The sequence below is a fragment of the Mucilaginibacter psychrotolerans genome, from assembly GCF_004519315.1.
GTDB lineage: Bacteria > Bacteroidota > Bacteroidia > Sphingobacteriales > Sphingobacteriaceae > Mucilaginibacter > Mucilaginibacter psychrotolerans.
The window spans coordinates 41,190-63,969 of record NZ_SOZE01000030.1; the positions used below are offsets into that span (position 1 = coordinate 41,190).

The 22,780-nt window shown below is 49.1% G+C and carries 19 protein-coding genes; 4 read left to right on the forward strand and 15 right to left on the reverse strand.

What is annotated here, in order from left to right; genetic code table 11:
- Positions 1 to 24: 24 nt before the first annotated feature.
- Genes E2R66_RS22010 through E2R66_RS22020 form a run of 3 tightly spaced genes read right to left on the reverse strand, consistent with a single transcriptional unit; the run spans position 25 to position 4,849 of the window.
- Complete coding sequence (locus tag E2R66_RS22010) at positions 25 to 1,383, reverse strand: FGGY-family carbohydrate kinase (RefSeq protein ID WP_133234848.1); 1,359 nt, start codon at positions 1,381 to 1,383, stop codon at positions 25 to 27.
- A 13-nt stretch (positions 1,384 to 1,396) separates the two neighbouring features.
- Positions 1,397 to 2,671 carry a TIM barrel protein gene (locus E2R66_RS22015; protein ID WP_133234850.1) on the reverse strand — a complete coding sequence of 425 codons (1,275 nt, stop codon included), beginning with the start codon at positions 2,669 to 2,671 and terminating at the stop codon, positions 1,397 to 1,399.
- 57 nt (positions 2,672 to 2,728) lie between these two features.
- Positions 2,729 to 4,849, reverse strand: a complete 2,121-nt coding sequence (locus tag E2R66_RS22020) for a bifunctional aldolase/short-chain dehydrogenase (protein ID WP_133234852.1) — start codon at positions 4,847 to 4,849, stop codon at positions 2,729 to 2,731.
- Between the two features lie 468 nt (positions 4,850 to 5,317).
- Between E2R66_RS22020 and E2R66_RS22025 the strand changes: the two genes are divergently transcribed.
- From E2R66_RS22025 to E2R66_RS22035, 3 genes are read left to right on the forward strand one after another with little or no spacing between them, the layout of a single operon-like run.
- Positions 5,318 to 6,043 carry an ImuA family protein gene (locus tag E2R66_RS22025; protein ID WP_133234854.1) on the forward strand — a complete coding sequence of 242 codons (726 nt, stop codon included), beginning with the start codon at positions 5,318 to 5,320 and terminating at the stop codon, positions 6,041 to 6,043.
- Between the two features lie 4 nt (positions 6,044 to 6,047).
- Positions 6,048 to 7,544, forward strand: coding sequence for a Y-family DNA polymerase (locus E2R66_RS22030; protein WP_133234856.1), 1,497 nt, complete (start codon positions 6,048 to 6,050; stop codon positions 7,542 to 7,544).
- 2 nt (positions 7,545 to 7,546) lie between these two features.
- A complete protein-coding gene (locus E2R66_RS22035; RefSeq protein WP_133234858.1) occupies positions 7,547 to 10,726 on the forward strand; it encodes an error-prone DNA polymerase in 3,180 nt (1,059 codons plus the stop codon).
- A 39-nt stretch (positions 10,727 to 10,765) separates the two neighbouring features.
- On the opposite strand, the gene E2R66_RS22040 is transcribed toward E2R66_RS22035, so the two are convergent.
- The 12 genes from E2R66_RS22040 to E2R66_RS22095 all read right to left on the reverse strand — a co-directional run bounded on the left by E2R66_RS22040 (position 10,766) and on the right by E2R66_RS22095 (position 21,947).
- Positions 10,766 to 11,389 (reverse strand): tetratricopeptide repeat protein, encoded by a 624-nt coding sequence (locus E2R66_RS22040; RefSeq protein ID WP_133234860.1) that lies wholly within the window; start codon positions 11,387 to 11,389, stop codon positions 10,766 to 10,768.
- Entirely contained in the window at positions 11,377 to 12,540 is a 1,164-nt protein-coding gene (locus E2R66_RS22045) for a tetratricopeptide repeat protein (protein ID WP_133234862.1), read from the reverse strand. Before E2R66_RS22045 ends, E2R66_RS22040 begins: the two co-directional genes overlap by 13 nt.
- On the reverse strand, positions 12,528 to 14,684 hold the full coding sequence (locus tag E2R66_RS22050; protein WP_158288478.1) for an urea transporter: 2,157 nt from the start codon (positions 14,682 to 14,684) through the stop codon (positions 12,528 to 12,530). Before E2R66_RS22050 ends, E2R66_RS22045 begins: the two co-directional genes overlap by 13 nt.
- 311 nt (positions 14,685 to 14,995) lie before the next feature.
- Positions 14,996 to 16,354: a type III PLP-dependent enzyme domain-containing protein gene (locus E2R66_RS22055; protein WP_133234866.1), complete on the reverse strand. Its 1,359-nt coding sequence runs from the start codon at positions 16,352 to 16,354 to the stop codon at positions 14,996 to 14,998.
- A 151-nt stretch (positions 16,355 to 16,505) separates the two neighbouring features.
- On the reverse strand, positions 16,506 to 17,564 hold the full coding sequence (locus E2R66_RS22060) for an ATP-grasp domain-containing protein (protein ID WP_133234886.1): 1,059 nt from the start codon (positions 17,562 to 17,564) through the stop codon (positions 16,506 to 16,508).
- A 1-nt stretch (position 17,565) separates the two neighbouring features.
- Positions 17,566 to 17,811, reverse strand: a complete 246-nt coding sequence (locus E2R66_RS22065; RefSeq protein WP_158288479.1) for a PqqD family protein — start codon at positions 17,809 to 17,811, stop codon at positions 17,566 to 17,568.
- A 401-nt stretch (positions 17,812 to 18,212) separates the two neighbouring features.
- Positions 18,213 to 18,920, reverse strand: coding sequence for a LytR/AlgR family response regulator transcription factor (locus E2R66_RS22070; protein ID WP_133234870.1), 708 nt, complete (start codon positions 18,918 to 18,920; stop codon positions 18,213 to 18,215).
- Between the two features lie 9 nt (positions 18,921 to 18,929).
- Entirely contained in the window at positions 18,930 to 20,129 is a 1,200-nt protein-coding gene (locus tag E2R66_RS22075; protein WP_133234872.1) for a sensor histidine kinase, read from the reverse strand.
- Positions 20,130 to 20,344: 215 nt separating this feature from the next.
- On the reverse strand, positions 20,345 to 20,758 hold the full coding sequence (locus E2R66_RS22080) for a hypothetical protein (protein ID WP_133234874.1): 414 nt from the start codon (positions 20,756 to 20,758) through the stop codon (positions 20,345 to 20,347).
- Between the two features lie 244 nt (positions 20,759 to 21,002).
- Positions 21,003 to 21,251 carry a hypothetical protein gene (locus E2R66_RS22085; RefSeq protein ID WP_133234876.1) on the reverse strand — a complete coding sequence of 83 codons (249 nt, stop codon included), beginning with the start codon at positions 21,249 to 21,251 and terminating at the stop codon, positions 21,003 to 21,005.
- Positions 21,248 to 21,721: a lysozyme gene (locus E2R66_RS22090; protein ID WP_133234878.1), complete on the reverse strand. Its 474-nt coding sequence runs from the start codon at positions 21,719 to 21,721 to the stop codon at positions 21,248 to 21,250. Before E2R66_RS22090 ends, E2R66_RS22085 begins: the two co-directional genes overlap by 4 nt.
- Positions 21,705 to 21,947: a hypothetical protein gene (locus tag E2R66_RS22095; protein ID WP_133234880.1), complete on the reverse strand. Its 243-nt coding sequence runs from the start codon at positions 21,945 to 21,947 to the stop codon at positions 21,705 to 21,707. The genes E2R66_RS22090 and E2R66_RS22095 overlap by 17 nt, the downstream gene beginning before the upstream one ends.
- A 147-nt stretch (positions 21,948 to 22,094) precedes the next feature.
- Between E2R66_RS22095 and E2R66_RS22100 the strand changes: the two genes are divergently transcribed.
- Positions 22,095 to 22,634 (forward strand): acyltransferase family protein, encoded by a 540-nt coding sequence (locus E2R66_RS22100; RefSeq protein WP_133234882.1) that lies wholly within the window; start codon positions 22,095 to 22,097, stop codon positions 22,632 to 22,634.
- The last annotated feature ends 146 nt before the right edge of the window (positions 22,635 to 22,780 follow it).

A 22,780-nucleotide genomic window follows, 5' to 3' on the forward strand; every position in this document is an offset into this window, starting at 1 on the left:
GGCCCTTTTATTGGTTACGCTTTTTTACAATAGCATTCCTTGGCTTGCCGAGTAGTATTTCAATTCGATGATATCGTTGGGGATGGGTTTGGTGTTCCACTTTTTGTGGAGTACCAACGCTGCGCCGAGGGCGGAGGCCTGGGCCATGGATGCCGCAAAAACTTCGATATGCGGGAAAGCCAGGGCCAGCAGGTTCATGAATATGCTGTTTTTGCTGAACCCCCCATCTACGAATATCCTTTTCACCGGCGCATCTGTAAACACCAGCGATGTGGAGTTTACCTGCGCCCTCACCAGGTCGGTAACAAATTGATGGTACGCTTCGGCTTCGTTTGCGAAGGTTGATAGCTCGCGCTCCGCGAAGCTGGTCTCGGCTTGTATCGTTGCTTTGAGTCTGCGCATCATATCCCTGTCGAAGGGCATGGTTTTGAAGATGAGCGCATCTATATCAAAATGTTCCGCTATGCGTTTTACCTGCTGCTCGTGCTCAAAACCCGAGAAAAGCCGGGAAGCCATTACCGGTTTGCCCTGGTAATCGAGGTAGCTGAGGCAATCCTGCTTAAGCATGTCGGCAGTTAATGGCGTGTGGTTGAAAGGGTTCAGGCTGATGCACCAGGTGCCGGTAGATATCAGCACGAATGGCTCCGTAAAGTTCACCAGGTAGGGTATCAAGGCCGCAGAGCTATCGTGCAGGCCGGTACCAATGGCATAATTGCTGCCCGGCGATAGGGCGGAGTAAGTTTTATTGGTAGCCTCGATAGGGGCAAGCTTGGCTATGATACCTTCCTGTTGCACCCATTCGTGGTAGCGGTTCTGTTCAAAATCCCAAAGCGCGGTATGGCAGCCTATGCTTGTTAAATCGCTGCAGTATTCCCCAGTGAGCAAAAAGCTGAGGTATTGCGGCAAGTGCAGGGCGTATTTGATATCCTTGTATAGGTTGGGTTTCTCCTCCTTCAGCCGGTACAGTTGGAGGCCCGAATTTAGGTTACCAAGGGGCGGGGAGGCAGTTTGCACGCTGAATGGCTCTTTGCCGCCATATTTGGCATAAAGCTTACTGTCCAATCCATCGGGGTACGGCTTCAGGTAATTGTACAAAGGGCATTTGGGCAGGCCATCCCGGCCAATCATCACAAAGCTTGCCCCGTAGGCCGAAAAATTAATGGCTTTTACCACAAACTCCTTCTGCCTGAATATCTCGGTAAGGGAATCGAATAGAGACAGTCGCAGGCTCTCGATATTTTCGCAGGGGAAACCGTCCTCGTCGGCGGTTTCGGTAAAACGGGCCGTACGCTCAAACACGATGCGGTAATCCTCGTCGAACAGGAACAGCTTCTTGTTGGTTTTCCCAACATCAAATACGGCTATAACCGGCGTTGCGCTCATGTGCTATTGGGTTTTATAAGCCGGTAGCAACCGTTTTTAAGCCGCGTTGTGCAATGAGTTGTTCCCTCACCTTCAGCTTCCTGAAGGTTGCCAATGGATCCAGCGAGCCGCCGTTTGCCAGGGATGCTTCAGCTATCAATGGCCTAACGTCGGTACGATAAGCGGCCTGCAATACCTCTTGCGCTAGTGCTACGTCGTTGCTTTGCTGTGCGGCTTGCAGGGCAACTTTGTCTACCAATAGCGCCTGTGCATAAGCAATTTTGATAGCCTGTACCGATTGCAGCAGGTCTTCTATCGGGTCTTTCACGTTGTGCGATGCATCTATCATCCAGCCTATGCCGGTTGCGTGGTTCATGCCCCTGGCATCAAGGCCCTCAACCAGTTCGTTGAATATCAGGAACAACTGGTAAGGATTTATGCTACCTACAGTGAGGTCGTCGTCGCCATATTTAGAATCGTTGAAGTGGAACCCGGCCAATTTGCCTTCCATCAGCAAAATAGAAACGATCTGCTCTATATTGGTGCCTTGCAGGTGGTGGCCCAAATCTACCAAAGTGCTTGCCTTCGGACCCAGTTTGGATGCCAGCAGGTACGATTGCCCCCAATCGCCAATGGTGGTGGAGTAGAAGTTGGGCTCATAGGGTTTGTATTCTACCCATACTTTCCAGTCATCGGGCAGGCCGGCATAAATCTGCTGCAGGCTTTCCAGCGTGTTTTGGAACGCGCCCCTGAAATTGAGTTGCCCAGGGAAATTAGATCCATCAGACAACCAAACCGATAAGGCTTTAGAACCCAGCTCTACCCCGTATTTTACAACCTGCAGGTTATGCTCCACGGCTTGCTGCCGCACGGCTTTATCTACATGGTGCAACGAACCGAATTTATAGCTGTGCTGCTGGGCGGACTGGTCCTGAAAGGTGTTGGAATTCACGGCATCGAAATGCAGGCCCAGCTGCGCTGCAAGGGCTTTTATGGCGGCTGCATTATCGGGTATATCCCAGGGGATGTGCAGGGAGATGGAATTGCTCGATTTGTTGAGCGCGTGTATCAAGCCCACGTCTTCCAGTTTTTCTTCCAGGCTGCGTGGCTCGCCGCCACCGCTGAACCTGCCGAAACGGGTGCCGCCCGTACCCAATGCCCAACTGGGTATGGCCACGTTGAAGGCCTTTAATTTATTTAATAAGCTATCGATGCCGTCGATATCGGCGGCAATGTGCTCAAAATTGCGGCTGTGTTTTTTGAATAACTGATGGTTATGCTCATCAATTAAATGCTTCTCTAATTGCATTTTGGGTTTATTTTATCAGCAAAGCGGATGGTCAGTCCGCTTTGCCATAGGTTTATATTATCTTACGAAACCGGCAGCTACGCCGCCATCTACGTTCAGCACGTTGCCGGTAGATTTGCTCAGCAGGCCGCCAACAAAGGCGAAGCAGGCATTGGCGATATCATCCGGCAGGATGGCTTCGTTCAGCAAGGTACGTTTTGCGTAGTAAGCAGGCAATTCTTCAACAGAAATACCGTATGCTTTAGCTCGGCCTTCGGCCCACCCGCCGGCCCAAATATTGCTATCGCTGATTACCGCATCGGGGTTCACCACGTTTACGCGTATTTTATCGGGACCAAGCTCGGCGGCATTCAACCTGCTTAAATGCAGCTGGGCTGCTTTCGCGCTGCCGTAGCCGGCGTTATTAGGGCCGCTTACCAGCGCATTTTTGCTAACGATGTTGATGATGTCGCCGCCGTTATCCTGTTTCTTCATGATGGCCACAGCCGCCTGGGTTACAAAGAACTGGCCTTTCACCAGCACATCGTACAAAATGTCCCAGTCTTTTTCCTGGTGACCTTCTATGGTTTTAGAGATAGATAGCCCCGCGTTGTTCACGATTAGGTCAACCCCGCCGAAGGCCAGCGTGGCATCGGCGAATGCCGAATCAATCTGCTCCTGTTTGGTTACATCTAACAACGTAGTGGTATAGCTATCTTTACCGAATTTGGCTTTGAACTCATCACCCGCGCCGGCAAGGCGTTCGGCGTTCATATCGTTCAGCACCACTACGGCACCTTCTTCCACGAATTTTTTGGCTATGGCTTTGCCTATGCCGCCTGCACTGCCGGTGATTAAAGCAACCCTGCCCGATAAAGCTTTTGGCTTGGGCATACGCTGCAGTTTAGCTTCTTCCAGCAACCAGTATTCGATATCGAATGCCTCTTGTCGCGGTAGAGAGGTGTACTCGGATATCGCTTCTGCGCCTTTCATTACATTGATGGCGTTGATGTAGAATTCGGCGGCTACCCTTGCGGTTTGCTTATCCTTGGCAAAGGTAAACATGCCTATGCCGGGGTATAATATCACCACAGGGTTGGCATCGCGTATGGCAGGGCTGTTAGCATGTTTACAAGTGTTATAATACTCGCCGTACATGGCGCGGTAGGCTTCGAATGCCGGGCTAAGTTTTGCTTTGATCGCAGCTACGTCGGCCAAGTCCTCTGCTGCATCCAATTCCAAAACCAGCGGACTGATCTTAGTGCGCAGGAAGTGGTCGGGGCAGCTGGTGCCCATGGGTGCAAGCCTTTCCAGGTCGTTAGAGTTGATATACTCCAGCACGCGGGCATCATCGGTAAAATGCCCTATCATTTTGGTGTTTGATGAGCAGAAGCCGCGCAGCACGGGTGCCAGGGCAACCGCTTGTTTCTTGCGGTCGGCTTCGGTAGCGCTTTCCAGCTTTTGGCCGCCGAATACGGGGGCTTTTTTGCCATAGTTCTGTTCCAGGTATTCGGCGCATTGCTCAATTACTTCCAGGGTATTGATATAGCTTTCGTAAGCGGTATCGCCCCAGGTAAACAAGCCGTGCGAGCCCAGCATAATGCCACGGATGCCGGGGTTGTTATCCAGGCATTGCTTCAGTTGCAGGCCAAGGTCGAAACCCGGGCGTTGCCAGCCCACCCAGCCTATGGTACCGCCGAATAATTCTTTGGTTATCTGCTCGCCATCTTTGGCCGCTGCTATGGCAATGGCCGCATCGGGGTGCAGGTGGTCGATATGTTTGAAGGGGAGAAAGCCGTGCAAGGGGGTATCTATCGATGGTGCTTTAGAGGCCAAATCGAATATGCTGTGGTTGAAAAGTTCCACCATCTCATCCTCATAATCAATGCCGCGGTACACGTTGGTAAGGCTGCGTAATCTGTCTACATACAAAGCCGCAAGCCCGCTTTTTTTGAGTGTGCCGATGTCTCCGCCCGACCCTTTTATCCACATTACCTCCACATCCTGACCGGTTAAGGGGTCTTTGGCGGTGGCTTTGCAGGAGGTATTGCCGCCGCCGTAGTTGGTGAGGCGCAGGTCGGCACCCAGCAGGTTAGAGCGGTATATCAGCAGGGCAACTTCATCGCCGGCCAATGCGGCGGCTTTTTCATCGTCCCACAGGTAGCTTACGTGCTTGAATGGTGTTGTATTAGCAGACATATGATATATAGATTTTTTTGGATTATTAACGTTTGATTTACTCTTGGGCAGGTTTATTTACCGCAACAATATTAAGTTTAACGCTTTATTCAACTGTCCTTAACTGTCTTATTATTGAGGGATGCATGCAAACTTTGTCCGGCTTTATTTTATAGAAGTGTTGGGCAAATCCGGTAAAATTGGCCTGGCAGGGAAGACCTACACACCGATTAGTGGCCCCAGCCGCAGACTTGAATTTGCCAAAACGTAATAAAAAAAATCCAGCTTTTTCCAATAAACGGCACCTGTTGTAGCTATAAATTTCCAGAATTTCCAGTTTTGTTTGGGTGTGAAGGCATCCTGATGCCCATAAATCTAATCTCTCCATAGCTACCCACCCCCAACCCATACCTCTCAAATATTTTCTGGTTTTTCTTTTAAATGCTAATATTTTTAGTATAACTTTACATCCCCAACTTATATTTAGCGATGCAGGCAACTAAAACAGATATCATCAGTAAGCTGCGCAAAGATATTTTGCAATGGGAGGGGTATAAACCGCCCGCACCCGGCACGCAGGGGCTGATGGGGCTGGGAGAGGTAGAGGCAGCGTTCCCTAACGGGGTGTTCCCGGTGGGTACAGTGCATGAAATGGTGTGCGGCAATACCGGGCAGGCCGCAGCATGCGGGGGTTTTGTTACGGGCCTCTTATCGGTATTGATGCAGCATGGCGGGGCCTGCCTGTGGGCCGGCCTCTCGGGCAATTTGTTCCCGCCCGCCCTCAAAGCTTTTGGGGTAGAGCCCGAGAAGGTCATCTTCGTGCATTTGGCACAGGATAAAGACGTGCTGTGGGTGATGGAAGAAGCACTCAAGTGCGAGGGCTTATCGGCTGTGGTGGGTGAGGTAAGGGAGATAGATTTCAAGCAATCAAGGCGCTTGCAGTTGGCCGTGGAGCAAAGCCGGGTTACAGGTTTCGTATTGCGCAACCAAAGCCGTAAGCTAAGCAGCACGGCCTGCGCCGCCCGATGGCAGATAAAGCCCCTGCCCAGCGAGCCGCACGATGGCTTGCCGGGCCTGGGCTACCCACGCTGGCAGGTAGATTTGCTTAAAGTGCGTAACGGGCAGCCCGGCAGTTGGGTAATGGAATGGGCAGATGGCCGTTTTGTGGCCGCCGAAAAGCCGGTATTGGAGCAACAAGTATTAATGATGGGATAGTGAGATGGAAAAACGATATATGGCCATATGGTTCCGCCATTTGCTGACAGATTGGTTGGCACTGCGCCGGCCCGAGCTGAAGGAGCAGCCCTTTGTAATAGCTGCCCCCGAGCGTAACCGCATGACGATTACCGCCACCAGCCCCCTTGCCGAAGCCGAGGGCATCCATACCGGTATGGCCGTGGCCGATGCCAAAGCCTGCTCGGCGGGCTTGCAGGTGATAGACGAGGTTGCGGGCAAGGCCGCAAAATTACTGCGGCAATTGGGCCTGTACTGCATCCGTTACAGCCCCATCGTAGCAGTAGACCTGCCCGATGGCTTGCTGCTGGATATATCGGGCTGCGCGCATCTTTGGGGCGGCGAGCGCGAGTACCTTAAAGAGATAGTAAATAAATTAAGAGCCAGTGGTTACGATGCGCGGGCCGCCATTGCCGATACGGCAGGTGCTGCCTGGGCGGTATCGCGCTTTGGCAAAACCACGCCTATTATCCCCCCCGGCAAGCATGCCGATGCCTTATTGGCTTTGCCGCCTGCCGCCCTGCAGCTGGATAGCGCTAACCTGCAAAAGCTACAGAAGCTAGGCTTTCACCAATGCCGTATGCTGATGGAGATGCCGCGCCCGGTTTTGCGTAGGCGCTTCGGCGAAGCATTCATGCTGAAGATGGAGCAGGCATTAGGCATACAGTTGGAAGTTATTATGCCATTGCTTGTGCCGGTGCCTTACCAGGAACGTCTGCCCTGCCTGGAACCAGTGAAAACCGCCAAAGCCATAGAGATTGCTATAGAAAATTTGCTGCAAATATTGTGCGGCAGGCTGAAAGCCGATGGCAAGGGTGTGCGTAAAGCCGTATTAAAATGCTACCGTATAGATGGCAAAATGGTGAAAGCCGCCATCAGTACCAACCGGGCCAGCTACAGCGTAAGCCACCTGCAAAAACTGTTCGGCCTGCAGATAGATAAGATAGAGCCCGCCCTGGGCATAGAATTATTCATAATGGAAGTGCCCCGGGCCGAAGAGGTAGACCAGGTGCAGGAATCGTTATGGGCGGCAAACCCCGGCCTGCAGGATACCTCACTTGCCGAATTGCTCGACCGGCTGGCGGGTAAGGTTGGCCCTGCTGCTATAAAGCGCTACCTGCCCGTTGAGCACCACTGGCCCGAACGCTCGATAAAACTGGCGGAATCGCTTACGGATAAACCTGCTACCGCCTGGCGTACCGACAGGCCCCGGCCCCTACGCTTATTGCCCCGGCCCGAGCCTGTTGAGGTAATGGCCGTACTGCCCGATTATCCGCCCAAAGTATTTACCTATAAAGGCAAGCGCCACGTAGTAGATAAAGCCGATGGACCCGAGCGAATAGAACGCGAATGGTGGCGCGATGAAGGCGAACACCGGGATTATTACGCGGTAGAAGATACGCTGGGGCAGCGTTACTGGCTATTCAGGCTGGGGCATTACGATGCCGCCCCACGGTGGTTCATACATGGTTATTTCGCTTAGTTATGGCATACGCAGAATTACAGGCAACCAGCAATTTCAGCTTCCTGCGGGGAGGCTCGCACCCGGCCGAACTGGTAGAGCAAGCTAAGGTTTACGGCTATACAGCCATCGCCATAACCGATCGTAACACCTTATCGGGCATAGTGCGGGCACATATGGCCGCCAAAAAAGCAGGCATACGTTTTATCCCCGCCTGCCGGCTGGATTTACTTGATGGACCCAGCCTGCTGGCTTATCCAACCGACAGAGATGCCTACGGCAGGCTTTCGGCATTGCTTACCACGGGCAACCTGCGCGCCGAAAAAGGCGACTGCCATTTATATCAACAGGATGTTTACGCGCACCAGGAAGGTATCAAATTCATCGTGGTCCCGCCGGATGCATTGGGCAAAAATTTCGATTACGACGATAGCTTTAAAATTGCCCTTGCCGAATATAAAAAGCATCTCGGCACGGAACTGTACGTAGCCGCAACCCGCTCATACAACGGCGATGATGCCAAACGCTTGCACCGCCTGGCCCAATTGGGTGTGCCCATGGCGGCAGTTGGCGATATACACTACCACGAACCCGGCCGCCGCGAATTACAGGATGTACTCACCTGCATACGCGAAAAATGCACCATCCACACCGCGGGGTTCAGGCTGCACCAGAATGCTGAGCGTTTTATGAAACCGGTTGATGAGTTGCAGCGCCTGTTCCGCGCTTATCCCGAAGCGATAGAAAACTCCCTTCAAATTGCGCAATCCTGCAATTTTTCATTGGATACGCTCAAGTACATTGAACCGGAGGAAGCCATAGTGAATGGCTTAACCCCGCAGCAGCGGTTGCGGCAGTTTACGCTTGAGGGGGCAAGGCAGCGCTACGGCGTAATCCCTCCAAAGGTTGCTGAACAGATAGATTTCGAACTGGATTTCATCGAACGGCGCAAGCTGGCACCTTATTTTTTGCGGGTGTATAAGTACACGCAAAAGGCCGAGGAACTTGGCATATTGCATCAGGGGCGAGGTTCGGCTGCCAACTCTACGGTTTGTTATTGCCTTAGCATTACTGCGGTAGACCCCATGAAGTCCAGGCTGCTATTCTCACGTTTCATGTCTGACGCTCGCGACGAATGGCCCGATATCGACGTGGATTTCGAACACGAGCGGCGGGAAGAGATCATCCAGTTCATTTACGAAGATTATGGCCGCGACCGTGCCGCCATCGTAGCCACCGTAACACAGGAAAGGCACCGCGGTGCCATACGCGATGTGGGTAAGGCCATGGGCCTGTCTGATGATACCATTAAGCGCATCGGCGCAACCATATGGGATTTCAGCGAGGAGGGTTTTGACGAGAACCGCCTGCGCGAGCAGGGCCTGAACCCGCAGGAGCCGCTCATTCACAAAGTACTGGAGCTTACCACCCAACTGATGGGTTTCCCCCGTCAACTGGGTCAGCATACGGGCGGCTTTGTAATTACCGACGGCAAAATATCAGACTTATGCCCTTTGATGAACGCCCGCATGGAAAACCGCACCCAGGTAGAATGGAACAAAGACGACCTGGAGGATTTGCAGATACTTAAAGTAGACGTGTTGGGCCTGGGCATGCTCACCATGATACGCAAGGCTTTCGATTTGTTGCTGAAGCATTACGGAAAAAAACTGACGCTGGCCGATGTCCCGCAGGATGATAACCTGGTGTATGATATGATATGCCGGGCCGATACTATCGGGGTTTTCCAGATAGAGAGCCGTGCTCAGATGTCGATGCTGCCGCGTTTAAAGCCACGCTGCTTTTACGATCTGGTGATTGAGGTAGCTATTGTTAGGCCCGGCCCCATACAGGGCGACATGGTACACCCTTACCTTCGCCGCCGCGATGGGATAGATAAGGTAGAATACCCCTCCAAAGAATTGAAGGAGATTTTGGGGCGAACGCTTGGCGTGCCGCTTTTTCAGGAACAGGCGATGGAGATTGCCATCGTAGCCGCAGGCTTTACCCCCGCAGAGGCCGACCAGTTGCGCCGCAGTATGGCCACCTTTAAAGCAAAAGGATTGGTTAGCGATTTCCGTAAGAAACTGGTGGACGGGATGGTAAAGAATGGTTATAGTGAAGAATTTGCCGGCAGGATTTTTAAGCAATTGGAGGGTTTTGGGAGTTATGGTTTCCCCGAGAGCCATGCGGCATCGTTCGCCTTGTTGGTGTATGTATCATCGTGGCTAAAATATTATTACCCCGATGTTTTTTGCGCGGCCTTGCTTAACAGTCAGCCTATGGGCTTTTACCAACCGGCCCAAATTGTTCGCGATGCGCAGGAGCATAAAGTAATTGTATTGCCTGTAGATGTAAATTATTCTGAATGGGATAATACGCTGGAGCGGCAGCAGGAGAGTGGGGGATTTATCGTGAGGCTGGGTTTCAGGCAAGCCAAGGGCCTGCGCGAAGATGATATGCAGGCGCTGGTAGCCATGCGCAGGAGCGGCTATAAGCATATAGACGAGTTGCGGGCTGCGGGTGTGCCGGAGGCCGCGCTGGAGAAACTGGCCGATGCAGATGCCTTCCGCTCTTTGGGTGCCGACCGCCGCCGGGCATTATGGGAAGTATCGGCCCTGGGCGACAGGCCCATCGGCTTGTTCGACGGACAACTATCAGAAACCCTGCACGAACTGCAGGTGCAGTTGCCGCAGGTTACCGAAGGCGAGCACGTGGTGCAGGATTATGCGTCTATGGGCTTATCGCTCAAAAACCACCCCGTTGCATTGGTAAGGGAAAGGCTTTCCGCCCTGCGCAATATAAAAGTAAGCGATTTGGCTAAGCGTAAAGATGGAGATGTGGTAGCTATTGCCGGCCTCATTACGGTAAGGCAAAGGCCGGGTACCGCCAAAGGCGTTTTGTTTATGACGCTGGAAGATGAAACCGGATCGGCCAATCTGGTGGTGTGGGAAATGCTGTTCGATAAATATCGTAAAGAAATTATCCAGTCGCGCTTGCTTATGGTGGAGGGTAAGCTGCAGATTGCCAACGGAGTAACACACCTGGTGGTGCACCGCTGCTATAACCTAACCGCCCTGCTTACGGCATTGACAGATATCCACCAGGATAACCTACCCCTGCCATCGCGGGCCCGCGCCGATGAAACCACCTCGCTGGGTGCCGATCCACGGGCCTTTCATAAAGGGAGGAATTTCAGGTAGGGGAGAGATGGATAGGTAGAAAACCTGATTATTGATTTTCTAATTTCGCGCCTTGGTTAACCCGTCCAAACAGGAGGTATCATCAGGCTTAATAATCAACGCTTGTTCGAAATAGGTACGGGCTGAGGCTTTGTTGCCTGCCATTAAGTAAGCCCAGCCCAGCATCTGGTTGCCGTCGTAATCGAAAGGGTAAAGGCTCACTACTTTCAGGAAATATTTGCTGGCGGCATCGTATTGTTTGCGGTTATAAAATATAATGCCTGCCCAGTAATTGGCCTGCGTATTTTGTGGGTCGATTTTTAAAATGGAGGCATACTGGGCAAGTACTTTATCCCAACTGGCCAATAACGATAGTGGTTTAATGTAGCCGAATTTCGCTTCGATGGAATTGGGCTTTATGCGTACGGCTTTGGCGTAATAATTTTCAGATGCGGTGTAGTTTTTGCTGAGGAAATACAGCCAGCCCAGGCGCAGGTTGCTTTCGTAATCGCCATCGCTATAAAAGGGTTTTATATCGTTTATGGCTTCGGTATAATTTTTTTTGGCTTCTTCGGCATAACTGCTTTTATAGGCGCGCTGCAAAGCGGCCTCAGATTGTGCCCTGGCCTGTACCATTGCCAGCAGGCAAATAATTACGCAAAGTAACTTTTTTAAAACTTCCATGTAAGGCCCCCGGTTACCGAATGTAGGTTATAATTAGCGTTACGATAATAATCGTTTTTCTGCTCAAACGTATAATTCACGTATAAAAGTATATGATTGTTTAATTGATAATACCCCGTACCGCCCGTTTTAAATTTAATAATATCTATGGCATTATAAACATACAAACCATCGTTATCTAAATAATCATCTAAAGTACCCAGCGTGGCGTTCCCCTCCAGCCAAAAATGGTTAATTATTTTAGCGCCGAGTGTTTGGCTGAAAGCGAAATTGGTTTTTCCCTGCCGCAACAGGCTCCCCCTTGAGACAGTGTAGAAATTTAGATTTCCGGCAGGGTAAAAGCTTAGTTGGGCGTTGTATTGCTGTACTTGGGTAGTGCCAATTGTTCCTGTGCTGGCATCGGCCTGCAATACCGCATAGGCTGTTGAATACTTTACCCCTGCAATACCTATACTGTTGTTGAAAGTGCTGTTACTGTATTTGGTATTGAGGTAGTGGTACGCGCCAAAAATCGCCAGTTTGTTGTTGAGGGCGTAATTCAGTTTGCTGTAATATTCAAATTGCTTCACAGGGTTGTTCACCAGCCGGTATTGGTCGAGGAAAGTAATACCCTGGCCAAAATGGATAAAAGATTGGTCGAGACTGAGTTTATGCCCCAGCTGTGTAGCCAGCCCAATGCGGGTGTAGTTACCATTCCCCCTGAAATAGTTGCTGGATGACCGGAAGCCGTGCTCTGCCGTGATGCTGAGTACTTTAACAGACGATGGCCTGGCACTAAAAGTAGTATCGTGGACGAAAGTGAGATGATAAGCGGCCATATCATCGCGGTTGAGGTAAAGGTTGCAAAGGTAGGCGTAGTAGTTTGCCGCCTGGCTGTGCGAATCGTGCTTCAATATCTGCTGATACTGGTTCAATGCTGCCCCATAGTTGCCGGTGATGAACCTGGCGTAGGCGATGCGCAGCCTGAGCAGGGGGAAATCGGTGTTGTTGCTTATGGCAGCTTCGCCATAGCTGATGAGCTGGGGCCAGTTGCCTGCAAGGTAGAGCGCATAGCTGGTGCTATCTGCCTTTTGGTAGCTATCCGTTTGGGCCTTGGCCAGGCAACAGGTGATGACCAGCACGATAATAAGTAAATACTTTATGCCTGCCATACTGCCTCCGTTTTTTTGCCCGATAAGCCAATAGTGAAGCCACTAATCTGGTTGCCGGTAATTCGTATTTGTGCCTGCATAAATTGTTTTTCGCCGCCGGGTTTTTTGTTGGTGCCGGTGGAAGTAACGATTATGTCGTTGCCGGTCTGCTTTGCCCGGCTCTGGTAATTACACCTGATAAAACGGTAAAATGGCGACAACACATCGTGCAGCCAAAGCCCAGCCTTGCTCCCTGCGATATTAACGGGATAAATATCTTGCGCCGTTACGGCGGCTTCGGTATTGAAAATTACCTTAAACGCCGCCAGCTGAAAATGATAAAGCAAGGAGGCTCTGCCGCCGTAAAATGCCGTAAAATAAAAGGCGGTATCGTTACTGATGAAGTAAGCAATATCGCCGCTTTGGTGCTCGTAAATATAGGTTTGGTTAAGCGTATCGGTAAACACTTCCCAGGTTTCGGTGTAGTTGTCCGATGCTACTTTGGCCACATAGCCGGGTTGGAAGGTGAAAGCTTGCTTCAATGCAGGCGAAGTATCGATATTGCTCACTTTGTCGCCATTAGGCGGAGTTTGGAAGCTATTGAATGCGGGGCCGCTACCTGTATCCTGCAGGTAGTAAGCAAAAGGATAGGCCATGGTTTTAGAACCCACATAAGGCGTTGCCTGCATCTGGAAGTGCAGGTGCGGCTCCGGCGAGCGGCCGCTGTTTCCGCAAAGGGCCAATATATCGCCGCGTTTAACCATATCGCCGGGCTTTACTTTGGCTGAGCCCTGTTTCAGGTGCGATACCTTGCTGTAAAGGCCGGGCGCATGGTTGATGACGATGGTGTTGCCCCAGTTTTCGCGTGTGTTCACCTCGCCGATTGGGTTGTCGTCGATGTGGTTTACTACGGTTTCTACCACGCCATCTGCGCAGGCCAAAACGGGTTTGTTGTAGCAGTAGAAATCTGCGGGCACTTCGCCGGTATATTTATAGGTTTGGCCGTCTTCGTTTGTAATCACAAAATCGAGGGCCTGGCCCCATTCGGCTTTATGGGTGATGCCGCCCTCGTAGCCCTGCGAAACCATCCAGCTGCCCATAAATGGCAGGGACAAATTAAGGTAGCCTAGGTTGTGCAAACGTTCCTGCCCGTTAAGGTATTGGTAAAGGTTGGCCTCGGGCGAGTAATTCTGATAGGCAACCAGCTGTAATTTCCCCGGCTGCTGTCTCAGGTTTAAAAAATAAAGTATGCCACTTACGATGATGCAGAAAGGCAGCGAAAGGATGGGCAGGTGCCAGGCATCAAGCAGTACGGTGAATGCGCCTGTAAGCAAGTAGGCCAGAGGGATGATGGCAATGCCCAACAAGTAAGAGCGTAACGACGGCACCGCAAAAAAGCCACCCAGTGCCATAGAGGTCATCATGAAATTAACGCCGAGGTGGTAATGGCCAAGGCCATCAGGATAAACGTGTACCACGGCATTGAGCAGACAGGCCGAGGTAAAACCAAGCGCCAACAGGCTAAAGCTGATGCGCGAATGGATAAATACTCCTACGCTAATCACTATGCCTGCAAAAACGCTGTCCTGGAACAGGATGGCGCTCACCGCCCTGAAGAATAACTTTACATAAAACGGCAGCGGTATGGTGTTTAATGCCGTAAAGAGTTGGTATTGATTGGTATGTTCGACCGTCGAAAGTTCGTTAAGCAGGTAGCTCTCCTTGGGCAAAAGATGTAGCTGGGCATAGCCGTTGGCTGCTAATAGCACCATCCAAAATACAATGACGAAGGGTAGCGACAAAGCTGGCAGACCCCGTTTGGCCAATATGGTAGTGAGGCTAACAGTAAGCATTACCGTAAGGATTGTAGCCACCACCAGCCATAAGCAAAATGCGGCATTGAAATGGTAGAAACTGCCAAAGCCGATGCCTAATAAGATGGAATTGAACGAGTAAAGGCCCGATTGTATGGTATCGGCCCGGTGGCCGGATAATTTTAACAGGGCCAAAGAAAAACAGGCTGAGAATAGCCCGGCGCAGCCTGCTAATGGGTCGAAAAAAGAAACGGCCAGCAATAAAACCGCCAGCACATTATCCTGCGAAAAAAACACAATGGAGTAGCTGTTAAGCAACGCCTGTATAAATAAGAGTGTTTGTTTCTTCACTGGTTTGTTTCTATGTGTTATTTCAGTGTTTATTATCGCTCGCATGTTTGACTCACCCCGACGACCCGCATGCGCGGGCGTCGACCCTCTCTGCTTCGCAAAGAGGGTGAGGAAAGAAGCAAAATAGCCCAATTTCTCCCCTTCTTTGCGAAGCAGAAGGGGGCGCGTTGGGTTGTGTGGTGGGAGGGGTGTGTTCGCCACCATGCAATGGCGTCATGCATGGCGTACAAACACACCCCTCCCCCCCTCTCAAGAGGGGAATCGCACAATCCCCGCGCTTTTCAAAGTTTCAAACCCATCGCTATAGTCATTCATTTAACCCCCTTCAAATACTCCGGCAGGACCTCCGGCATTTCCAAATATTCCAGCGTTTCGGCTTTGCGGATGAGGTGCGGTTGCCGCTGCTCGTCAATCAAGACCACCGCAGGGCGCATGGTTATGAACTGCATCCATTGCGTTATGTTATAAGCACCTACTTTGTGTACTACCAGGTGGTCGCCGGGTTCCAGCGCGGGCAGGTTCACGCTCTCGCGCAGCATATCAATATTCATGCAAAGCGGACCGTAAAGCACCACATTGTCGGTATGCTGCGAGGCCTCCTGTGCGGGACTTATCTTATGGTCGTACCAAAGAGAGGTAAACAGTGTGTTCACCCCAAAATCTACAATTACCGACCGGCGGCCATCGCTTAAGCGTTTATTGGCAATAACGCTGCCCAGCAGGTAACCGGCATCATCTATCAAAACACGACCGTTTTCTAATATCAATAAGGGTAATTCTTCGTGCTTAAAACCGGCTTCGAGCAGGGTGGTGGTTATCACCTCGGCAAAATCGTCTACCGATGGCACGGTGTCTACGCCAGGTAAATAAGCGCCTTTAAGGGTGTTGGTAGATGGGAAGCCGCCGCCTAAATCAAGGTATTCGATTGGGTTTTTCAGCGTGGTTTTGCAGCGTATGGCCAGTTCGCTCATCTTGGCAGCGGCTACGCCGTAAGCGGCGGTAGACAGCATAAACGTACCGATATGGCAATGCAGGCCCACCAAAAGCATTTTGCCCGAAGCCACTATTTTGCTGATAGCGCTCCAGGCCTCGCCGTTTTCGTAATTGAAGCCAAACCTGTCCCAAATGGGGTAAACGCCGGTGTCCATATTTACGCGGACGGCTACGCGCGGCTTTTTGCCTGTTTCTTCGCATAGCGAGATGAGGGCGTAAAGCTCGTCGAAATGGTCGATATGGATGAGCGAATTATTTTGGATCGCGAGCAGCAGGTCTTCTGTAGTTTTTTGCGGACCATTAAATATAATATGTTCACCGGCAACGCCGTTGTTCAATGCCTTGCGGTATTCAAAGCCCGACACTACCTCGGCCCAGCTGCCTTCCTGATGAAATATATTACAAACAGCGTTGAGGTAATTGGTTTTATAGCTCCAGGCGAATTGCACTTTTGGGTAGCGGGTGTTGAATGCCCGCAAGGCTGCGCGGTAGTTGCGGCGTATCTGTTTTTCGGATAAGACGAACAGGGGCGAACTATATTCAGTTACGAGGCCTTTGATGGCAACGCCGTCGATATCGATAACCGCCGTAGCTTCGTTCTGCGTACCGAATTTGTTCATTAGCCCTGTGTTCATCTTTTTGATGAAAGGGCGTTCGTATTTTAATTTCTGCGTCATTGTTCTTTAAATTTTTCTGAACCCTGATTTTCCTGATTTTGGGATTTCTTGATGCATCGTGGCAATGTCGAAATCCTTAAATCATGGTCGGCCTTAGTTCGCTTGATTTTACAATTTTCGGATGTATCATGGCAATCCTCTAATCCTTAAATCATGGTCCTAATTCGCCAAAGGCCGAAAAATGCTGAAACTCGCTTACATCGGCAATATGGTCGAGCGCATAGCGGATAAACATTTTGCCGACCTGATAATCTGTAAGCGGCTCGACTTGTTCGCCCAAGGCCATTTTGGCTAAAGCTACAGGCTGGTTTTGCCCGGCGGCGGCTGTTAAATATATCCATGCAGGGAACCTCGGGTTTATCTCCATAATGAATAATTCGCCAGCTTTATCCTGCATCAATTCTAATTCGAAACCGCCATGCCATTTGGTTGCGGCGGTAAATTGCTGCGCAATGTCTAGCAACTTATCATCGGCAATGGTTATGCCCGCCCATGCCTTGCCTTTATCGGTAATATATAGTTTGCGCATGGGGATGATGCTGAGGGTATTGCCCTTGCCATCGCCCAAACCGGCAACGTTAATTTCGGTTCCCTTTACAAATTGCTGTACAATAATGGGTGTGCCCCATTTGGCGCTGAGGCGGTAAAAAGCATTTTGTGCCTGGTATGCTGTGTAGGTAACCTCAGCCTCATAAAATTTCCCTTTTACAACGAGCGGATAGTTTAACTCATCCGCAGCTACCTGTAATTCATCTACGGTGCTGATGCTGACTGTTTTGGGCACGCTAAAACCGTATTGTTTGCCAAAGGCGGCGAGGTTGGGCTTGCTACAGGCTTCCAGCTGTTTATGTGTGGGCAATACGGTGCGGATGCCTGCCTTTTGCAATTCTGGGCTTATTTTGATGAAGTTTTGAAGCTCTGCATCAAAATTGGGGATAATGATGTCCATACCCTCTATAGCTTGTATGTGCTGTAGCCTTTGCAATAAAGCATCTGAACCTGCCGAAGGGTAGGGTATGAGATAAGTTTTATCGACCAGGTTATGCAGGTAAATGCCTGGCTCCAACGATTCGTAAGCGAGCCCGATAATACGCACATTTGGGAAGCCCTCTCTTAAGGACCGTATAACAGAAAGCCCCGGACCGGGATTTTCTATAGCGTTTAAGCCGGTAACGCCAATTACCAATGGGGTGTCAGTAACGCTTGCCATATTACCGCGCCTCCAAAAGGTTGGCATCCTTTAGCTGTAAAATCCAATCTTCCCAATCACGTTCAAGTGCTTTTGACTCCACCTCGTAAATATCCAGCAATTGCAGTTTGATGTCGGCATCAGTTTTGCCGGCTTTCATCATCGTCAGGATAGCTGCGGCGATAGGGTTGCTGGTGTACGAATCGCCGGTGGCGGGGTTAAAAATAAACCCGTTATCGCTGGTGGCTATATTGGTTTTGAGTTTCACGTAAAAAATATATTCAAATATACGGGTTAATTGGTTTTTGTCTGAACCGCTGATTTTAATGATTTGTGGATTACGCTGATTATCTTTTCCGAACCATGATTTATACGATTAGAGGATTTCCTTGATTCCCAAAATCAGGTCATCCTATAATCAAGTGCATCATGGTTCGGAAAAGATAATCAGCGTCATCATTTAATCAAACGAATCAACGGTTCAGGGCTTTCGGATAAGGGCTGGTAATTTATTACTAAATATCAGTAATAAAGCAGCCGCAAGCGTTAAAATTAATTCGGGGACACCTAAACCATACATCCTTATCAGTTTTATATATAAAGATGGCGCGGAACGGGGTGTTATTGGCTAATGTGTCGGTCAACGGGTTTAATGTGTAGACGAACGGGCTAGAAGTTTTTTGCCCAGCCACGTACCGATTCGGCATAACTCTCGCCAATGGGTAATTCTATATCGGCCAGTTTCAGCTTTCGGTTATGTATGGATTTTACCTTGCCGGTGGCGATGATGTAGCTGCGGTGGATGCGCTTGAACTTATCCTCGGGGAGTTTCTCCAGGGCTTTTTTTAAGGACATTAGCGTAAGCACAGGCTTTGGCTCACCACTGAGGTGTATCTTTACGTAATCTTCCATGCTTTCCAGGTACACGATCTCGGCTATGTTTATCTTCACCATGCGGTATTCCGAGTACACGTAAAAGCTTTCTTCGGCGGCACCAGGTTTTGCGTTGTTTTTATAATTGTAAAATTCCAGGGCCTTTTCTGCCGCCTTGGTAAAACGGCTGATGTCTATAGGCTTCAGCAAGTAATCGAGGGCCTCCAATTCAAAACCCTCGAACGCAAAGTTTTTATAAGCAGTGGTGAAAATAATCATGGGTTTGCTGGCCAGCGAGCGCACGAGGTCAATTCCGGTAATATCGGGCATGTTGATGTCTACGAAAAGCAAGTCCACAGGATTACTTTTGAGGTATTCGGCACCGCTGATAGCATCTTCGAACGAGCGCGCCAGTTGCAGGTTGGGGAAACGGGATATGTACTCTTCTACCAAACTGAGCGCCAGCGGCTCATCATCTATGGCAACGCATTTTAACTTCGTCATGCTATAATCTTAACTCATTAATATCAGTTTCACCTTAAAGGCGCCGTTGTTTTCCTTTATATCCAGGATGTGTTTTTCGGGGTAGAGGTGCGATAGTCTTTGTTTGGTATTGGCGATGCCGATACCTGTACGTTCGGGCAATGCCGAAGTTCGCTCGAAAACGGCGTTTTCGCATTCGAAAGTAACGGTGTTGCCATCAACTGTAATTTTCACCTGTATGGTGCTTTCGGTTTGTTTGCTTACGCCGTATTTGAAGGTATTCTCCACGAAGGACATCATAATCAAGGGCGCAATTTTTTGGTTGCGTACCTCGCCCTCCACATTAAAAACCACGTTGGTTTTTCTACCCAGCCTAAGCTTTTGCAGGTCTACATAGTTTTTGATGCAATCGAGGTCCTGCTGCAGGGGCACGAAATCCTGCGTAACATCATCAGTTACGTAGCGCATAATGTTAGAGAGCTTCATGATGCTTTCTGAAGTATGCGGGCTGTTCATCATCGATAAAGTGTAGATGTTGTTGAGCGTATTGAATAAAAAATGGGGATTTATCTGGGCTTTAAGGAAAGAGAGTTCGGCGTTCACCTTTTCGGCTTCGGCTTTGATTACCTTTTGCTCGGTTGTTTGCCATTGTTCCACCGTACGCATAGAGATCCCAAGGGCGATGATGATGCCGAAAAGGAACAGGCTCACGATATCTGTAGAATTGGAGTGCTGCCATATGGTTGCCGCCGGTTTGGGTTTTGCCTGTGGTGCTTGCATACGTAAATCCTGGTGGGGGAGCGGGCCAAAGGGCAGCGATTTGTTTCCGGGGCCACGCAACAAGCTATCATTGCTTCGCGCTGTGGCGGCCTTTAGTGAGTCGACCGCTTGCTGCCGGGCTGCTGCGGCCAATTGTTCCTGAAAACGTGGGTTATGTACCAATAGTTTATCGAATGGCTGCAAAAAAAATACGCAGCCAAAAAGCACTGCAACACCTGCGCCATACACCCAGTAGCTTTTTGTTAGAAAATAATTGGGTATGAGGTACCATAGGTTGAAATAAAAGAGGGTGAGGTAAGTGAGGCAAAAAAGCCAGTAAAATGGCGAGGATAGCAATATCCAGGCACCGCTTTCTTTGCTGCCCGTGCTTAAAAACAACACCGGGAACACCAGAAACAGCAGCCAACCGGTAACGTGTATAAGTATGTTGTTTAATTTGAAACGCAGCATCTAAGTTGGTATATGCCTATTTTGCCAATAAGCTAAGTCCCGAAAATAAGGAATAATGTTAAATGATTTACAAAGATGCATATCTGTATGAGGCCAATGGGGCGATGATCGGTTAAACGGGGATATGTGTCGATTAAGTTCGGATTTCGGATTTGAGATTTTGGATTCGGGGAATATCAGTTAATCGGGTATCGGAAATCGCGATTCTGGGTAAATTATACAACTGGCAACGGCTTTTTATCGGGCGGCATGAATTGGGTTTTCGCCTCATCGGAGTAGAGGATTTCATCTGAATAGTACGCTGCCAAAAACTTTTTAGAGATGCCTAAGCCAGGATTAGCGAGGATAAACTCCTGCCATGTATTGGCGGGTTTCTGCTGCATCAGCATGGCGATGCTACGGGCGAATACCTCGCTAATGGTGTGATGGTATTTAGTACCGCCGGCATATTTAGTATCGATGCCTTTGATGGCCGCGCAAATATGCTGCAGTGCGGTATCGCTATCATGATTGTTTAAATAGAGCCATGCCATACGGATGTGCGCCTCGTGCGTGAACAACTCGGGATTGATGGTAACGTTTTCTATTTGGCGGATAAACTCCTGGTCGTTAAGTTCGGCGTGTTGCATGATTTTCGGTTTGAAGGGGTGCAAATTTAAGATAGGTCGGGTTTATTAACTAATTTAGTGTGTGGGTTTTGGTGAATTGAGCATCAAAAAATCTGTTAATGCGGCAAAACTCATACATTCAGTAGGATTATTCCCCTTATTAATACGATCGGAGCTATTGGAAAGGTCAATAACGTTTTGGATATGTACAATGAATGTCCGTACCTGCCTTTTTGTGAAACCAGTAGATAAGCGGTAAAGTAGCTTAATACTTTTGCGTTTTAATATTATCCACCTCGTGCTGCAAAACGGCCACTTGCCCTTCCAGTACCTTCAAACGAATCTCGTTTACACGGTTTTGGGCTTCCTGAGTTGTGCGTATATCGCGGATATCTCCCTTAAGTTGAAAGTAGGTTGTCATTACCGATACCACAATACTGGCTGTGCTCACTATAGTGACCATGATATTTTTGATGGTGATACCTTTTAGTTCGCGGTGTTCGAAAGTTGTCATGATAGTGGTTTTAAAAAGAGTTCGCGTTCTTGTTTACGACGATTGGCGAGCGATTTGCATCGCACTTTTTTACCGGTAGCCGCATCGGTTATTTTATCCCAAAGTAAAAACTGGTTGGCTGCAGCTGCGTAATCAAGCTGGTTAAGCTTTTTTAGTAAGGTAGATCGCTCCAGCGCGCCGGTACCTTCATTATAAGCGAAAGATACCAGGGCATTAAATTGATTTTGGTTTAAGGGTACTTTAACCAGGTGGTTAACTGCATTTGTGTAATTACTTAGCGTATTTGCCAGCAGCGCAGATGCTTGTGCTTCGCCCGTAAGTTTATCGCCTGGTTTTATGGTTTTACCATCGTGGTACCGGGTTGAGCCATAGCCGATGGTCCAGATGCCTGCAACATCCCGGTAAGCGTTTAATCTTAGCCCCTCGAAGTTTTTAATAAGGGCAATGCCCTGGTTATTTAGTTTCATCATGTAGTGGCGGGGTTAAAGGGTCTGATTGCTTCACCGCAAATTGTGCCACTATGGCAATGGTAGAACCTACGGATATCAGGACTGTACACAATTCATGGGGGATGCCATTTACACCAGCAAGGGAGCTGCCCAGGCCTGCTAGCCCTAACCCTAAAAACTGTGCACGTTTAAAAAATGCCGGCGTATCGCTCAGGAGACGCCCGATGGGAGTGAGGGGTTTTTGCATGGGGAGGAAATGGATGTTGAGATAATTATTTTTTTTGCCGACTTTGAATGTCAACACACGAGAAATATGGTTCAATTGCGATATTAGCGCCCCGGAATTAAACAAATATTTTAGAAAAGAGTGGAGATTTAGCGATAGATTTAACGAATGGAAAGACTGCCATATATAACCATTTTACGCGCTATTGCTATCTTATCGGTATTAGTGATACACGTAAAACTACAATCAATAAACACTGAATATATACACCCTTATATTAATTCGTTAATGAATGCCGGAGCTCGTGGCGTTCAGTTGTTCTACATGCTTAGCGCATTTACGTTGTTCTTATCATTTAGCAAAAAGGGCACCAATTTACCCAATTACTTTGCCAGACGTTTTTTTAGAATAGCGCCATTATATTACTTGGCCATTGCCTATTATTTATGGCAAGATGGGTTTGGTCCACGCTATTGGCTTGGTGATGCGCAATACATCTCTACTGCCAACATTTTGTCTAATTTTACTTTTGTAAATGGGTTTAACCCTTATTGGATTACTAGTATAGTACCAGGCGGCTGGTCGGTAACAATAGAAGTAATGTTTTATTGCATATTTCCGTTGCTATTCAGATACGTAACCGACATTCATAAAGCGATGAATTTTGTCTTTGTTGCTTTGCTTATCCGGTTTATATTAATTCTATAGGATTATGTATTTAGTTCGCAAAGCGTTTTTTTGTTAATAAATTATTGATAATCAGTAAGTTATTTAGTATATTTAAGCTAAATAACTTACTATGTTTAGCGGAATTAGTATCAACGAATTTAGAGATAAGTTTAAAACGGAGCAGG

Bases quoted from the DNA above. Each gene is read 5' to 3' on its own strand.
- E2R66_RS22010 (WP_133234848.1), bottom strand. From the start codon at position 1,383: ATGAGCGCAACGCCGGTTATAGCCGTATTTGATGTTGGGAAAACCAAC.
- E2R66_RS22015 (WP_133234850.1), bottom strand. From the start codon at position 2,671: ATGCAATTAGAGAAGCATTTAATTGATGAGCATAACCATCAGTTATTC.
- E2R66_RS22020 (WP_133234852.1), bottom strand. From the start codon at position 4,849: ATGTCTGCTAATACAACACCATTCAAGCACGTAAGCTACCTGTGGGAC.
- E2R66_RS22025 (WP_133234854.1), top strand. From the start codon at position 5,318: ATGCAGGCAACTAAAACAGATATCATCAGTAAGCTGCGCAAAGATATT.
- E2R66_RS22030 (WP_133234856.1), top strand. From the start codon at position 6,048: ATGGAAAAACGATATATGGCCATATGGTTCCGCCATTTGCTGACAGAT.
- E2R66_RS22035 (WP_133234858.1), top strand. From the start codon at position 7,547: ATGGCATACGCAGAATTACAGGCAACCAGCAATTTCAGCTTCCTGCGG.
- E2R66_RS22040 (WP_133234860.1), bottom strand. From the start codon at position 11,389: ATGGAAGTTTTAAAAAAGTTACTTTGCGTAATTATTTGCCTGCTGGCA.
- E2R66_RS22045 (WP_133234862.1), bottom strand. From the start codon at position 12,540: ATGGCAGGCATAAAGTATTTACTTATTATCGTGCTGGTCATCACCTGT.
- E2R66_RS22055 (WP_133234866.1), bottom strand. From the start codon at position 16,354: ATGACGCAGAAATTAAAATACGAACGCCCTTTCATCAAAAAGATGAAC.
- E2R66_RS22060 (WP_133234886.1), bottom strand. From the start codon at position 17,564: ATGGCAAGCGTTACTGACACCCCATTGGTAATTGGCGTTACCGGCTTA.
- E2R66_RS22070 (WP_133234870.1), bottom strand. From the start codon at position 18,920: ATGACGAAGTTAAAATGCGTTGCCATAGATGATGAGCCGCTGGCGCTC.
- E2R66_RS22075 (WP_133234872.1), bottom strand. From the start codon at position 20,129: ATGCTGCGTTTCAAATTAAACAACATACTTATACACGTTACCGGTTGG.
- E2R66_RS22080 (WP_133234874.1), bottom strand. From the start codon at position 20,758: ATGCAACACGCCGAACTTAACGACCAGGAGTTTATCCGCCAAATAGAA.
- E2R66_RS22085 (WP_133234876.1), bottom strand. From the start codon at position 21,251: ATGACAACTTTCGAACACCGCGAACTAAAAGGTATCACCATCAAAAAT.
- E2R66_RS22090 (WP_133234878.1), bottom strand. From the start codon at position 21,721: ATGATGAAACTAAATAACCAGGGCATTGCCCTTATTAAAAACTTCGAG.
- E2R66_RS22095 (WP_133234880.1), bottom strand. From the start codon at position 21,947: ATGCAAAAACCCCTCACTCCCATCGGGCGTCTCCTGAGCGATACGCCG.
- E2R66_RS22100 (WP_133234882.1), top strand. From the start codon at position 22,095: ATGGAAAGACTGCCATATATAACCATTTTACGCGCTATTGCTATCTTA.